This window comes from Psychrobacter sp. NG254 (assembly GCF_015277735.1).
GTDB lineage: Bacteria > Pseudomonadota > Gammaproteobacteria > Pseudomonadales > Moraxellaceae > Psychrobacter.
Map to the genome: position 1 here is coordinate 188,331 of NZ_JADHDA010000002.1, position 14,341 is coordinate 202,671.

Annotated in this window: 13 protein-coding genes; 9 read left to right on the forward strand and 4 right to left on the reverse strand. The window is 44.5% G+C overall.

Features of this window, described 5'->3' with window-relative positions; all coding sequences use genetic code 11:
• Positions 1-49 precede the first annotated feature (49 nt).
• The 3 genes from pstA to phoU all read left to right on the forward strand — a co-directional run bounded on the left by pstA (position 50) and on the right by phoU (position 2,858).
• Positions 50-955, forward strand: coding sequence for a phosphate ABC transporter permease PstA (gene pstA / locus IP510_RS03475; RefSeq protein ID WP_413786447.1), 906 nt, complete (start codon positions 50-52; stop codon positions 953-955).
• Between the two features lie 78 nt (positions 956-1,033).
• Positions 1,034-1,954, forward strand: a complete 921-nt coding sequence (pstB, locus tag IP510_RS03480; RefSeq protein ID WP_194363408.1) for a phosphate ABC transporter ATP-binding protein PstB — start codon at positions 1,034-1,036, stop codon at positions 1,952-1,954.
• A gap of 121 nt (positions 1,955-2,075) precedes the next feature.
• On the forward strand, positions 2,076-2,858 hold the full coding sequence (phoU, locus tag IP510_RS03485; RefSeq protein WP_194363409.1) for a phosphate signaling complex protein PhoU: 783 nt from the start codon (positions 2,076-2,078) through the stop codon (positions 2,856-2,858).
• A gap of 81 nt (positions 2,859-2,939) precedes the next feature.
• On the opposite strand, the gene IP510_RS03490 is transcribed toward phoU, so the two are convergent.
• Both IP510_RS03490 and argH read right to left on the reverse strand, forming a co-directional pair.
• On the reverse strand, positions 2,940-3,230 hold the full coding sequence (locus tag IP510_RS03490; RefSeq protein WP_194363410.1) for an oxidative damage protection protein: 291 nt from the start codon (positions 3,228-3,230) through the stop codon (positions 2,940-2,942).
• A gap of 201 nt (positions 3,231-3,431) precedes the next feature.
• Positions 3,432-4,805, reverse strand: coding sequence for an argininosuccinate lyase (gene argH / locus IP510_RS03495; protein WP_194363737.1), 1,374 nt, complete (start codon positions 4,803-4,805; stop codon positions 3,432-3,434).
• A 239-nt stretch (positions 4,806-5,044) separates the two neighbouring features.
• Here argH and IP510_RS03500 point away from each other — a divergent pair, with 239 nt between their 5' ends.
• The 6 genes from IP510_RS03500 (at position 5,045) to IP510_RS03525 (ending at position 11,440) form a co-directional block, all read left to right on the forward strand.
• The gene (locus IP510_RS03500) at positions 5,045-6,070 is read left to right on the forward strand and encodes a histidine kinase (protein WP_227669450.1); all 1,026 of its coding nucleotides are present in this window, start codon (positions 5,045-5,047) and stop codon (positions 6,068-6,070) included.
• Between the two features lie 365 nt (positions 6,071-6,435).
• Complete coding sequence (locus tag IP510_RS03505) at positions 6,436-7,173, forward strand: LytR/AlgR family response regulator transcription factor (protein WP_194363412.1); 738 nt, start codon at positions 6,436-6,438, stop codon at positions 7,171-7,173.
• Positions 7,174-7,516: 343 nt separating this feature from the next.
• Positions 7,517-8,551 carry a hydroxymethylbilane synthase gene (gene hemC, locus IP510_RS03510; protein ID WP_194363413.1) on the forward strand — a complete coding sequence of 345 codons (1,035 nt, stop codon included), beginning with the start codon at positions 7,517-7,519 and terminating at the stop codon, positions 8,549-8,551.
• A 221-nt stretch (positions 8,552-8,772) separates the two neighbouring features.
• Positions 8,773-9,798, forward strand: a complete 1,026-nt coding sequence (locus IP510_RS03515) for a uroporphyrinogen-III synthase (protein ID WP_194363414.1) — start codon at positions 8,773-8,775, stop codon at positions 9,796-9,798.
• Positions 9,799-9,872: 74 nt separating this feature from the next.
• Positions 9,873-10,898 (forward strand): hypothetical protein, encoded by a 1,026-nt coding sequence (locus IP510_RS03520; protein ID WP_194363415.1) that lies wholly within the window; start codon positions 9,873-9,875, stop codon positions 10,896-10,898.
• Positions 10,899-10,948: 50 nt separating this feature from the next.
• The gene (locus IP510_RS03525; protein WP_194363416.1) at positions 10,949-11,440 is read left to right on the forward strand and encodes an acyl-CoA thioesterase; all 492 of its coding nucleotides are present in this window, start codon (positions 10,949-10,951) and stop codon (positions 11,438-11,440) included.
• Positions 11,441-11,608: 168 nt separating this feature from the next.
• Here the strand turns inward: IP510_RS03525 and ribBA are convergent, their stop codons facing one another.
• Both ribBA and IP510_RS03535 read right to left on the reverse strand, forming a co-directional pair.
• Positions 11,609-12,721 carry a bifunctional 3,4-dihydroxy-2-butanone-4-phosphate synthase/GTP cyclohydrolase II gene (gene ribBA, locus IP510_RS03530; protein ID WP_194363417.1) on the reverse strand — a complete coding sequence of 371 codons (1,113 nt, stop codon included), beginning with the start codon at positions 12,719-12,721 and terminating at the stop codon, positions 11,609-11,611.
• A gap of 328 nt (positions 12,722-13,049) precedes the next feature.
• Positions 13,050-14,339, reverse strand: coding sequence for a replication-associated recombination protein A (locus IP510_RS03535; RefSeq protein WP_194363418.1), 1,290 nt, complete (start codon positions 14,337-14,339; stop codon positions 13,050-13,052).
• Positions 14,340-14,341: the final 2 nt, after the last annotated feature.

Here is a 14,341-nt window from a genome sequence, read left to right on the forward strand (position 1 = left end):
GTCATTAGACCTTGATAGATATTGATAAAAGATATGGGAACTAAATATTATGCCTGCTAACAATGTGATCAATGCTCCAATGCCTAATAAGCCACGTAGCGCTGGACGTTATAACCAAAGCCTATACAACAAGCGCCGCTGGACTAACAAGTTGGGTTTAGGCTTTGCCATGTCGGCGATGATCTTTGGGTTGTTTTGGTTGTCATGGATTTTGGTGACTTTATTTGTTGAAGGCTTTCAGGGCATAGTGCAGCTGCCGATATTTACGGCTGACACACCGCCACCGATGAGCCCAGGCGGTCTACGCAATGCGATTGTTGGTTCAGTCATGCTAGCGTTTTCAGGATTGTTCATCGGTGCGCCCATTGGTCTAATGACAGGTATCTATTTATCTGAGTTTTCTAAAGGCAGTATGCTTGGCAAGGTCACCCGTTTTTTAAATGATATCTTGTTATCAGCACCATCAATTGTCATTGGTCTATTCATATATGCTTTAATGGTAAAAGGTCAGAGTTTTTCTGGTTGGGCAGGCGCGTTGGCATTGGCATTGATTGTCATCCCTGTTGTTGTACGTACGACTGAAAACATGCTGAATTTGGTGCCTAACAGCTTGCGTGAAGCCGCTTATGCACTTGGCACACCTAAGTGGAAATTGGTAACGCAAGTGACGATCAAGGCTGCCAAAGCGGGTCTGACGACAGGGGTGTTATTGGCCTTTGCCCGAATCACTGGTGAGACAGCACCGTTACTATTTACGGCGCTTAACAACCAGTACTTCAGTACCGATATGGGTCAGCCAATTGCCAACTTACCCAATACCATCTATCAGTTTGCGATGAGTCCTTATGATAATTGGCACACATTGGCGTGGGCCGCGGCGCTTCTGATTACAGCATCTGTCTTGGTATTAAATGTTTTGGCAAGATTTATAGGCAATCGAGGTCAGGTCAAATAAAGCCTGAAGCTAGATGACATAACACCAAGCATTTACTCACACTTATACGAAATCAATTAAGCTAGGTTGGATAATATTATGAATGACGTCGCAAGCAAAACACGCACCAAAAGCACGGTTGATACATTCAATACGACAACTGGCAATTTATTGAATCGATCCATGTCTACGAGCACGCAAATGCAGCAACCAGATACTGCCAGCCTGACCAAACAAACGCTGCATGATTTGCCCAAAAATATGCCTCCTGCAAAAATGGAAGTGCGAGACCTAAACTTCTATTACGGTGATTTCCAAGCATTAAAAAACATCAATATCGATATCCCTGATAAAAAAGTCACCGCCTTTATTGGTCCGTCAGGTTGCGGTAAGTCTACGCTGTTACGTACATTTAACCGTATGTATGATTTATATCCAGGGATGCGAGCAGAAGGCATCATCAACCTTGATGGTAATAATATCCTAGGTAAAGACATCGATGTAAACTTGCTGCGCGCCCAAGTCGGCATGGTTTTTCAGAAGCCAACACCGTTCCCCATGTCTATTTATGACAATGTTGCTTTTGGGGTACGACTGTATGAAAAACTCAGCAAAGCTGAGCTGGACAACCGCGTAGAGTGGGCGCTAAAAAAATCAGCATTGTGGCCAGAGGTGAAAGACAAGCTCAAAGCATCAGGACTGTCGCTATCAGGTGGTCAGCAGCAGCGTCTATGTATCGCTCGAAGTGTCGCGACCAAGCCTGAAGTTTTACTGCTTGATGAGCCGACGTCAGCGCTTGATCCTATCTCGACTGGCGCGATTGAAGATTTGATTGAAGATCTCAAAAACGACTACACCATTGCTATTGTCACTCACAACATGCAGCAAGCCGCGCGTGTGTCTGATTATACGGTTTATATGTATTTAGGCGATATGATTGAGATGGGTGAGACCGATCAGGTATTTACTAAGCCTGTGCAAAAGGCGACAGAAGACTATATTACAGGTCGCTATGGCTAATATTATGAGCCAATAAATACGGCATGGTTCATCCGTCTAAGCAGACTTCATTCACAAGCCAGCTCGTACGATTCAGCAAGTAACTGTGCTACCAAAATATGGATTTTAGGGAATACCTCTCATGCAAAGTGACAAGCATATCTCCAAAAGTTTTGACCAAGATCTTGATGAAGCCATCCGTTTATTTTTGTACATGGGTGATAGTGCTGCCAACCAAGTAGCCAAAGCCATTCGTGCGCTCATTGACAAAGACGAGACATTGGCACAAGAAGTCATTGATATGGATTTTGATATCAATCGGATGGAAGTTGAGCTTGATGAACATATTTTATTATTGGTGGCAAAGCGTCAGCCAGCCGCCAGTGATTTGCGATTGGTCATGTCGATCAGTAAAGGGGTGGTAGATTTAGAGCGTGTCGGTGATGAGGCGGTGAAAATCGCGAAAATGGCAAGCAAGCTCGCGGCACAAGGCAAATCGGCATACGGCTATGCCGAGGTGCAACACTTGAGCAATCAGGTAAGATTGATGCTCAACAACGCATTAGAAGCCTTTAGCCAATCGAATGCTGAGCAAGCATTTGAAGTCATGCGCAACGACAGCGTGGTCAATAACGAATATCAATCTGCTATTCGTGCTTTGATGACTTATATTATGGAAGACTCAAGACAAGTCTCAAAAGTCATCAATATCATGTGGATACTTCGCTCGCTTGAGCGTATCGGTGACCATGCTCAAAACGTAGCAGAGCTGGTGATTAACTATATTAGTGGCCAAGATGTACGCCATTCAGATTATGCAATGGTCGAAAAAGCCGTGCAAGAAGCCAATGATCGCTTGGCTGCCCGCCAAGTCAGTAACATCTCAGTTGCAGACTTTGACTTATTAAACAATGACGACGATTAATAACAGCTACTATCTTATGATCAATAAAAAACGCGCTGAATATAGCGCGTTTTTTATTGGTGATGACAAAGTCTAGATTGATTAGCTTTCTGGCGTCCAGCCTTGTGCACGCTCATAGTCTTCATTATCTAAGAACTTATCACGTTGCTCTGTCAGAAACTTTTTAGCTGCTGGATCTAGCATGCTCAAGTGGTTTTCATTGATAAGCATCGTTTGATGCTCAAGCCATTCTTTCCACGCTTTTTCAGAGACGGTTTCTTGGAGCTCTTGACCTTTTTTATTAGGAAAAGGTGGATGCGGCATCTTTGGTAGGTCTTGTTTGTACTTACGGCAAAATACAGTGTTGGCTTGAGGATTAAAAGTCTCAGTCATCAGGCATTCCTTATTCGTGATAGTAAGTGGTGAAACCAAATGGTCATATGATTCTATGATAACGGTCTTAGACCATTTAGCAAAGGGTATCTGGTGTATTGTTTGCAAGTGCTAGCATAGCGTCATCAATAAAAAACACCCGCTACTGATGCGGGTGTTTGCAGTTTTGGGTTAATACACTACTTAATCGTAAAGTAGCTGTTAAGCAAATACTTCTAAGCGGTTACGGCCACGGCTAACAGCTTGTTTCACTTGATTCGGCGCAGTGCCACCCAAGTGGTCACGAGCGGCCAATGAGCCTTCTAGCGTGAGATAATCGAAGACATCTTCACCGATAGCATCGCTAAACTGCTGTAACTGTGCCAATGACAAATCGCTCAAATCAACGCCTTCTTTGATACCCAAAGCAACGGCATTACCCACCACTTCATGGGCATCACGGAACGCCACTCCTTGGCGTACCAAATAATCTGCAAGGTCGGTCGCTGTTGCATAGCCTTTCATGGTGGCGGCGCGCATGTTTTCTTTATTTGGTGTGATGTTTGGTAGCATGTCACCAAATGCCAATAAACAGCCGGTAAGGGTATCAACACAATCAAAGAGAGGTTCTTTGTCTTCTTGGTTGTCTTTGTTATAGGCGAGGGGCTGGCTTTTCATCAGACTAAGCAGGGTCATTAGTTGACCAAAGACACGGGCTGCCTTACCGCGGACCAGTTCTGGCACATCAGGGTTTTTCTTTTGCGGCATGATAGATGAGCCAGTACAGAAGCGATCTGGAATCTGTACAAAGTTAAACTGCGCGGACATCCACAGGATAATCTCTTCGCTCATGCGTGACATATGCATCATAAGGATAGATGCGGCAGAGGTGAACTCAATGGCAAAATCACGGTCTGAGACAGCATCGAGTGAGTTTTGGCAAATACCTTCAAAGCCAAGCAACTCAGCGGTAATGGTACGGTCAATTGGGAACGTCGTGCCAGCGAGTGCTGCGCTACCAAGCGGCATCTGATTGATGCGGCGACGCGCGTCGACCAAACGTTCGGTATCACGATACAACATCTCAAACCATGCCATCACATGATGACCAAAACTGACGGGCTGTGCCGTTTGCAAATGCGTAAAGCCTGGCATGATGGTATCAGTATGTTGCTCAGCCAAATCAAGCAAACCGCTTTGCAGACGCACTAGTAGCGCGATGATATTGTCTGTCTCTTCACGCAGCCACAAGCGAATATCAGTGGCCACTTGATCATTACGGCTACGGCCAGTATGTAGTTTTTTACCAACCGCACCGATTATGTCAGTGAGGCGTGATTCGACATTCATATGGACGTCTTCGAGGGCGATTGACCAGTTGAATTCTCCAGCCTCAATTTCACGCAGCACTTGATGAAGACCATCAATGATAGTGGCCACTTCGTCAGCGGTCAAAATATCGCATTCTTTGAGCATCGTTGCATGAGCAATCGAGCCTTGGATATCGTGACGCGCAAAGCGTTGGTCAAAGCCCACAGAAGCTGTGAAAGCAGCAACAAAGCTATCGGTAGCTTCACTAAAGCGCCCACCCCACATTTGCTGACCTTGACCACTTGCAGCGCTGTTTTGTGTTGGAGCGTTTGTTGTAGAACCATCTGTGCTAAAATCAGAGACAGATGAACTTTTACTTGATTCAGGATTACTAGGTTTTGAAGAATTGGCGTTCATATCGGTACAAGACAAGTCAGCAGAATAAGAACTCGAGTATAGCAAATGATGAGGTGGCCTTACTAGCCACGCGCTTAGAGTTTTTTATTCCCAAACTCATGGAGGTTATGAGACCTTGGCAGTGGCTGACGTATATCTTTTTCTGGTCTATATGTTTAACAGTGATTGAGCGTCATGGTCTGGCCACGTGGTCTGCATTTATCATGCAATTCACGCGTAGCTGGGTACAAAATACCCTAATCATTATGCCATCGTTATACTTGGTTGATTATTTGCGGCCTATCTTTAAGCAAGGCAGTATTCCTAGCGTCAGTATACGTATTGTCTTACTACTCATGACAGCCTCTATTATTGCTAATACATTAGTAGAGTTGATCATGATCAATGCAGGCTGGATAGAATACAACTTTCAATTGTTTGCGCTAAACTTATTATTTAATACGGTACTCACAGGTGGTTTCACGCTGGTGTTTTTATTGTATTTTTTGCGCAGTCATCGTGAGCTCAATGCACTAAAATTGTCATTTGAATATAAGCTAACCGCTCAGAACGACTTGATCAAAACGCGTACTGCCCCGCATTTCTTTTTCAATACCATTAATACCCTGATCTCTTTGATCGAATCTAATCCGGCAAGAGCGGCGGCCTTATTACAACACGTCTCTGCATTGTTTCGTGCCAGTTTTAGTGGCGCGCGTGAAATCAGCTTTGAAGAAGAGATCAATTTGTGTGAGCACTATTTGGCCATCGAGTCGAGCCGGCTAGCCGATAAGCTCAAAGTTAGTTGGCAACTACCTGATGAGGATGTGATGTATGATATGGTTATCACAGCACTGACGCTACAAAGCGTACTAGAAAAAATACTGCTCAACGTGGTGGAGATGACCACTGAAACGATTTATATCGACATTCAAGTCACTTGGCATCAGCACCGAGTCACGATCACAATCAATGTCGCCCTTCCCAAAAAAACACTCATCATCAATCACGATTTGCGTCAGCACATGAATTTTTATATTCAAGCAGATCGTCTGCGTGCCTATTTTGGCCAAAGTGCCGATATTCATAGCACAGTGGCCAGCACTCAAATCGTGACGGTTATTGATTATCCCCTCCAAGACGTCGGTCTATAACGTTATATCTTTAAATGATTTCCTTGAGCGTTCTGGCTGTAAATATTTATATGGCATGCTTATTGCAGAATCTTAAATATATTAAAGTCTTAAATGTTCGAAGAACAGCACTGCTTATTATTTGTTAAATATCGATTAACAAAAAGTAGGGTCAACATACGATACAACACAATTGCACCGTGGTAAACGTACCGATATCACGCGTATATTGACCGCTACAAAACTGACGTATTTTGTCAGAATACTATTAAAAAATTGATAGAAAATAATTGAGATTTTTTATACTAAGTGACTGATAATGAGTATGAATATTATGATCATATTATTTAGCAAAAAATTAAGTACGTCCTTGGATAGGAGTTTACATGCGTATCGTAGTTTGTGATGATGAGCCACTAGCGCGAGAGCGTTTGGTCAGAATCGTACAAGAGTCAGGACATGACGTGGTTGCTCAGGCGACCACAGGGTCAGAAGCCATTGTCGCCGTCAAGACTCAGCAACCAGATATCATATTATTAGATATTCGCATGCCTGAGATGGATGGGGTACGCTGTGCTCAAGAGCTTGCAAAGCTGGACCATCCACCAGCAATCATATTTGTCACAGCTTATGATCATTATGCAATAGCCGCATTAAAAGCCAATGCCATTGGCTATTTATTAAAACCTGCAAATAAAGACGAGTTACTAGAAGCACTGAATAAAGCCAAAAACTTGAATGCTGCACAGTTAAATGAGATCCGTAAACTCGAAGATCCTACTGCTAGGCCAATACGTGAACATATTGCTGCTCGCACTCATCGAGGTGTGGAATTGATTAAGCTAAAAGACATTTATTATTTTGCAGCAGATCAAAAGTACGTCAAAGTGCGTCATAAAGATGGCATTGTATTGATTGATGAGACACTAAAAGAACTTGAACTAGAGTTCGATGATCGCCTGTTTCGAGTGCACCGCAATGCCATTATCAATTTGAGTTTTTTGGATTTTTTAGAGACGCTAGATGCAGGACAGTATCAGATACGTTTTAAAGGCATTGATGAGACATTAGCCGTTAGCCGTCGTCACTTGCCCGCATTGCGTGATAAAATTCAAAGCATGTAGCTGAACCATTCGCAAAATAAGAACAGCGAGGAAGCCAATAGCCATACCGTACTCATACGATGCATAGTAGACTAGATGAGTGTGACACGGCCGATCGTATTGTTGTGCGTTTATACTGCTGTGGTAAGAGCGACATAATCATCCCATATCATCGAACCCTTATTTATGCTTAAATAGGGGGATTTTTTTGCGTCAGTATTGACTATCACTGATCCATATCACCTGCTATTTATGACAAACATACCTATTGCTTGATACTGCCTTATAGTATCGCTTGGTAATGACATGATGACCATGGATATGATTAGCACTGACGATCGTATTGAACTTATTGAGGCCTTTTATGAGCAATCCAAAATCATCTGCTTTGACTACTCTAAATATCGCGACACGTCAGAGTCCTTTGGCGCTATGGCAAGCTGAGCATATTCGCGATCGTTTATTGGCGTTATATCCTGATTTGACCATTAACCTGCTAAAAATTGTCACTAAAGGTGACAAGATTTTGGATACACCTTTAGCCAAAATCGGTGGCAAAGGATTGTTCGTGAAAGAGCTCGAGCAAGCCTTGTATGAGAACCAAGCAGATATTGCAGTCCATTCGTTAAAAGACGTACCGATGGAGCTGCCTGAAGGTTTGATGTTAGGCGTCTACTGTAAACGCGCTTCCCCAACAGATGCCTTTGTCTCAAACACTTATAATAGTATCGATGAGCTGCCACAGGGAGCCGTCGTTGGCACCTCAAGTTTGCGTCGTCAATGTCAGATCAAAGCCTATCGACCTGACCTACAAATCAAGACCCTACGCGGCAATGTGGGTACACGGTTGGGCAAGCTCGATGCTGGTGAATATGACGCCATTATTTTGGCGACCAGTGGGCTGCAACGCATTGAGCTTGATGAACGAATTCGTGGTGAGCTCGATATCGATGCCTGCTTACCTGCTGTTGGTCAAGGTGCCTTAGCCATTGAGTGCCGTGAGGGCGATGACGAGGTATTAAGACTACTTGCTCCGCTGAATGATGCCAAGGCCCGTATTCGCCTCATCGCTGAACGTGCGCTGAACCGTCATTTAGAGGGTGGCTGTCAAGTACCGATTGCCGCTTATGCTGTTTTACAAATGGCAGAAGAGACGAGCGCTAACAACGATGATAATGGTGAAAGTGGCAATAATGACCAAGGCAATGTTTTGTGGCTGCGTGGCCGAGTCGGGCAAGCGGATGGCAGTCAACTGCTAAAATCAGATAAAAGAGTCACCTTAGTTGGCAATCAAGATGAGCAGGAAATACAGGCCAATCAGCTGGGTATTGATGTTGCAGAAATGCTACTTGCTGAGGGTGCTGGCGCTATTTTATCAGCGATTTATCATCCTGAATAATGCATTGGTTATAGGATGCTCAATTAATAGACCAGCCATAGAATAGGTTATAGTTGATTCAGTTTAAAAGAGGTACAAGGCAACCGAGTACAGATGTATATGTGATACCTCAAGCGAGGTTAACGCCGTAACTCTTTTATAAAGGATTGACTATAGTCTGCGATTGAGCCTATTTAGTGTTATTAATCGTCAGTTATTCATCATTGCACTGTGGTACTTTTATGTCATCAATGTCAACTCATACGACCTCGATTCATAGTGACGCATCCACTGACACGCCTTCATCAGTGCCAAAAATTGTCATCAACACACGACCGACGGTGCGTGCAGCAGCATTGACTGAGTATCTACAAGCAGCCGGAATGACAGTGGTTGAGATACCAATGCTGGCGCTACAGTCCCGTCCTACGACTGATAGTGACATGGCAATGATGCGACAATGGCTGGCCGGTGAGTACAAAGCGTTGGTCATTATTAGTCCGACGGCTGCCGCTGCCGGATTGGCGGCTTGGCAGTCACTTAAACATCACGCTCAGGCTAATAATGATGAGCGAGTAGAGATAAACTGTCAGATGTTGCAGCCGCCAAGCCCTCTCATTGCGGTTGGCACAGCAACTGCTGTAGTACTCAGCCAGTCAGACATATCAGATATAGACATGGCAAGCTACCAGATATTGCAGCCTACAGTGGCCAATAATGAAGGTATGCTGGCGATGCCCGAAATTGAGGATTTGCACGCAGGGGATAAACTACTGATATGGCGCGGGTTGGGTGGGCGACGACTATTGGTCGATACCTTAGAGGCGCGAGGGGTTCATATCGATAGTATTGCATGGTATGAACGCACCATGCCTAGCGATGCGGCAACCCGATATCAGCAGTGGCAACAGCAGTTTTTGGCAGATGATGCCGCATCAGGTGTCGCAGCACCACAGCGACCAAAGCCAATCGTAATCGTGAGCAGTGGAGTAGCCTTTGAACACTGGACAACTACTGTCAAAGAAGCACAAACACAGGCTATCGAACCTGCACCAGCTACGTCTCTAGCAATGGACAGTTATACAGAAAATGGCATTTATACAGTAACTGATACGCAGCATAGTACCCAGCTCACATTATCAGATTTCTCTTATGTAGTACTGGGTGAGCGTTTGGCCAATATAGTCGCCGCTCAGCACTTAAATCACTGGCGCGTAGAAGATTTGGCACCAGATACGATTCTTTGTGCCATTACTTCTGAAACATGATATGTCAAATATAGTATCTCAAATTTATTATTTGCTCTAAACACGTTTATACCTATCCATAACGGTACTGCCCTATGTCAATGAATTCTGAATCTTTACCTAAAGATCCTTCTACGGTTCAACAGCGCCGTCAAGCAAATATTCTGTTATTGCGCATGCAGTGGTTCGTTATCCTATTGCTTATCGCTGCATTATTATGGCTGTATATCAGTCAGCAGCGCTTTCAACATAGTGTCAATGAACGCTTGCAAAGCAACGAACAAGTAGTCAGTCGTTTAAATGAGATGGACGATCGTTTGTTTGCCGTGAGCCAACAGACTTTGCCAACACCTAGCATCAAAGCCAGTAGCCAAGCACAAAATCAGCTCGATCTATTGCGACTCCAGATAAAAGCGGCTGATAGATTGTTGGCGGACAGCGATGATGGCGCAGCCATAGAGCTGTTACGAGGTCTGCATTGGCAGCTTGCACAAAAGAGCAATGAGATTGCGCCAGCGTTGACCATTGTGATTAAACAAAGCCTTATGAAGGATATTGAACGCTTGCAGGCACAAAGCTCGCAACCGAGCCCTTGGCAAATACAAAATCTTGCGATTCAAAACATCCAAGATTTTTTGCACAGTCACGAGCGCCTTGGCAGCTATGAGGGCGCCGATATCCAGCGACGTGAGCTAGTAGATACAGTGACTGAGGACGAGACCAATCGTGTCGCAAACAAGACGTCTATTAGCAATGACTCGACGCTGACACGCAGACAGCTGACGATTCATGAAGTCATCATGACATTGAATTTAGCCAGTCAATCGAGCAATATGCGTAAGCAAGATCAGCTGATTGGGTATTTGACCCAAGCCCGCAAACAGCTTAAAACCTTGGTACCTAAAGTCCCTGCCAGTAATAATAAAAAGCGCTCACAAGAAAATGCGATCGGCATCGTACAATCCAATAAAAAACCAGTCAGTGGACAGAATAACGTAGAGACGATGACATCACCTAGCGATGTGTCAGAAGTGATCACTTGGCTCGATCAACTGATCGCTAATGCACCCAAACCCACTCCGTTATTGACCACGCAAATTTTGGAAAAACCCCAAAATTAGGCGAATTCTCAAAAATTGAGACACAGACAATACAAGCAATAAGGTAAGTTATGAGCAGTTTTGATAAGCAATCAGGTTTGGTGTCTGCACCAGAGTATTATCCTCGTCCTGAAGCACTGGCACATTATGCAGTGATTCATCACCAGCCTATTCATTGGGGTGAAATGGATGCCTTTAATCACTTAAATAACGTGGTTTATTATCGTTACTCAGAGTCAGCACGCATTGGTTATTTACATGCGCTAGACATGTTTGATGGCAGTATGGTGACCGTATTGGCGCAGTCGAGTTGCCAGTATTTACGCCCAGTGACGTATCCTGACACCTTACTATTAGGGGTTCGCTGTCAGCGTTTGGGTAATACCAGTATGGCAATGGAGTATAGCTACTACAGTACCGCGCAGAATATAGTTGTCGCCACAGCATCAGCAGTTGTGGTGCGTCTTGACAGTGATGGGGTAAATAAATTGCCGTGGACGACCGAGGAGCGCGAAAAACTGTTGGCATTAGAGGCAGAGTTTGGTCACGTACCTAAGCTTTAGCGTAAGGTCTATCTATACCAATCACTGTCTATATTAGGGCCTGTCTGGATGAATCGTTAACCTCTGAATAATGATGACCCCAGCAGTTAAAATCAAAAAGGCACGCTAATATTACGCTAGCGTGCCTTTTTTAGTTTTAATTTTTCGACTCAATAACACAAACAAATATTAGTCTTGTTGCGGTGCTTGAACGAAATCGACCACGTTTAATTCAAAACCTGATAACGCATAAAACTTCATTGGTGATGACAATAGGCGCATATCACGGACACCTAAGTGACGTAATATCTGTGCGCCAACACCAACGCTACGATACGGCTGTTGAGTAAGCGTTGATTGCGATTCATTGTCTGCGGCTTTATCTAATGCATCCCCTAAATCAACAGGTTGGTTACTACCAATCCAAACCAATACACCGCGATCTGAGGCGCTAATTTCTTTTAAGGCCGCTTGTACGCTCCAGCCACTACGGCCAGTCATGTCATTTTTAGCCGCAAACAAATCACGTAATGGATGGAAGCCATGAACACGTACTGTGCTGATCCCTTCGCTGACATCGCCTTTGACTAATGCTAAATGGGTCTCATCAGCACCAAATTCACGGAAGCGATGCAAGGTGAACGTACCATGTTCAGTCTCAAAAGGATGTGATTCTACTTCTTCTACTGTTTGCTCATTTGCAATACGATAGTTGATAAGATCAGCGATCGTACCTATTTTTAGATCATGCTCTTTGGCAAATATTTCTAGATCATCACGACGTGCCATCGTACCATCAGCATTGATGATTTCGACCAGTACAGATGCTGGCTCAAGACCGGCTAAGCGTGATAAGTCACAACCTGCTTCTGTGTGGCCAGCGCGATGCAATACGCCACCATCTTGCGCAATGATAGGGAAGATATGGCCAGGCTGTACAATATCTTCAGCTTTAGCAGTAGCAGATACCGCTGCTTGAATCGTACGTGCACGGTCTGCAGCAGAAATACCAGTGGTAACGCCTTCAGCTGCTTCAATTGATACAGTAAAGTTAGTGCTGAATTTAGCTTCGTTGCGTTCAGACATCAGCGGTAAAGACAGCTGATGCGCACGCGCTTGTGAGATGGTCAGACAGACTAAGCCGCGCGCATGGGTAATCATAAAGTTAATATCTTCAGGACGCACATGGGTCGCTGCCATGATGATATCACCTTCATTTTCGCGGTCTTCATCATCCATCAAGACAACCATTTTACCAGCACGAATGTCTTCGATAATCTCAGGGATCGTATTTAAACTCATAGTAAATCTCAATGTCTTATTATTTATAGATAGGTGTGATTTGGAATATAGAGCATTATCTGCCTATTGTAGCAGCAGATGATACAAAGCGCTGTTACGGTCAAGCAAAGCGCGCTATCAGTAATGTCGTTCAATAAAAAGTGACGCACTTAATGGCTTGTAAATATCATTATGAGGTTATTTTAACGCTTTTCAGCGCAACGTGCTGTGCCATCTTCCCACTATATCGTTCAGTATGTCAAAAATCGTCATAAGTATTATCAATGACTGCTACTATTTATGCATTAAAGCGGACATTAGATAATGAACCGAGCCGTGTCATGCATGGTTAGTCATTACTTGCTGCTTGGGTTTTCAGCCAATCCATAAATTGCTTACTGTGTTGTTCGCGCTGATTGTCTGCAAACTCATAAAAGCGTGTGCCGATTAAGTTGTCTGGTAAATAAGACTGAGGATAATAATGGTTGGGATACTCGTGAGGATAGACATAGTCCTGACCATAACCTTGATGTCGCATCAGTTTGGTCACGCCATTGCGCAGATGTAGCGGTACAGGAGAGGCATCCTTTTCTGCCAATGCCATCGCAGCATTGATCGCTTTATAGGTGCTATTACTTTTGGCACTGGTCGCCAGATAAACCACCACTTGCCCTAAAATTAGACGTGCCTCAGGCATACCAATGGACTGCACACTGCGCAACGCGGCATCAGCAAGAAGTAAGGCATTAGGATTGGCATTGCCGATATCTTCGCTGGCTAAGATGACCAAGCGCCGCGCGATAAAGTCAGCAGGCTCACCGCCCACCAGCATCCGTGCCATCCAATATAGTGCAGCATCAGGGTCAGAGCCACGTACAGACTTTATCATTGCTGAGACGATATCGTAATGCTGCTCACCGTTTTTATCGTAGCGTACCAGTGCAGTCTGTGCTACCCGACCGACCAATGCATCATCGACGATAATCGGTGATTGCTTAGTATCAGCTGTTTGAAAAGCAAGCTCTAATAAGTTCAGCGCCTTTCTAGCATCACCATGTGCCAGTTGGCTGATAGTGTCTTTTGCTTGCAAATCGACAGTCAGTTCTTTTAGCACGTTGTCTTCCAACAGTGCTCGCTGCAATACTGCGCTGATTTGCTCTGGTGTTAACGGCTCTAGGCGATACACTTGGCAACGTGATAGCAGGGCATTGTTGACACTAAATGAGGGGTTTTCAGTTGTAGCACCAATCAAAGTGATATCGCCAGACTCTACCGCGCCCAATAGTGCGTCTTGCTGCGCTTTATTAAAACGATGAATCTCGTCGATGAACACCACAGGTGATTCAAATGCTAATGAGTCTTTATTGTCTAATACTTCGCGTAACTGTTTAACCCCGGTATTCAACGCGGAGAGCGCATGAAAGGGTCGACCAACGGCATCTGCTAGCAGCATGGCAATAGTCGTTTTACCGATACCTGCTTCCCCATGCAAAATAATTGATGGCAAATGTCCTTGTTCGACCAAACGTCGCAAAGGTGCGCCAGCTGCCAAAAGATGCTCTTGACCTATGATATCAGCCAACGTAGTGGGGCGCATGCGCTGAGCAAGTGGGGTGTCAGCATGGAAGTTAGGTGGCATAA

What these genes read in the sequence shown, in the direction of transcription:
- pstA (WP_413786447.1), top strand. Translation starts at nt 50, where the DNA reads ATGCCTGCTAACAATGTGATCAATGCTCCAATGCCTAATAAGCCACGT.
- pstB (WP_194363408.1), top strand. Translation starts at nt 1,034, where the DNA reads ATGAATGACGTCGCAAGCAAAACACGCACCAAAAGCACGGTTGATACA.
- phoU (WP_194363409.1), top strand. Translation starts at nt 2,076, where the DNA reads ATGCAAAGTGACAAGCATATCTCCAAAAGTTTTGACCAAGATCTTGAT.
- IP510_RS03490 (WP_194363410.1), bottom strand. Translation starts at nt 3,230, where the DNA reads ATGACTGAGACTTTTAATCCTCAAGCCAACACTGTATTTTGCCGTAAG.
- argH (WP_194363737.1), bottom strand. Translation starts at nt 4,805, where the DNA reads ATGTGGGGTGGGCGCTTTAGTGAAGCTACCGATAGCTTTGTTGCTGCT.
- IP510_RS03500 (WP_227669450.1), top strand. Translation starts at nt 5,045, where the DNA reads ATGAGACCTTGGCAGTGGCTGACGTATATCTTTTTCTGGTCTATATGT.
- IP510_RS03505 (WP_194363412.1), top strand. Translation starts at nt 6,436, where the DNA reads ATGCGTATCGTAGTTTGTGATGATGAGCCACTAGCGCGAGAGCGTTTG.
- hemC (WP_194363413.1), top strand. Translation starts at nt 7,517, where the DNA reads ATGAGCAATCCAAAATCATCTGCTTTGACTACTCTAAATATCGCGACA.
- IP510_RS03515 (WP_194363414.1), top strand. Translation starts at nt 8,773, where the DNA reads ATGTCATCAATGTCAACTCATACGACCTCGATTCATAGTGACGCATCC.
- IP510_RS03520 (WP_194363415.1), top strand. Translation starts at nt 9,873, where the DNA reads ATGTCAATGAATTCTGAATCTTTACCTAAAGATCCTTCTACGGTTCAA.
- IP510_RS03525 (WP_194363416.1), top strand. Translation starts at nt 10,949, where the DNA reads ATGAGCAGTTTTGATAAGCAATCAGGTTTGGTGTCTGCACCAGAGTAT.
- ribBA (WP_194363417.1), bottom strand. Translation starts at nt 12,721, where the DNA reads ATGAGTTTAAATACGATCCCTGAGATTATCGAAGACATTCGTGCTGGT.
- IP510_RS03535 (WP_194363418.1), bottom strand. Translation starts at nt 14,339, where the DNA reads ATGCCACCTAACTTCCATGCTGACACCCCACTTGCTCAGCGCATGCGC.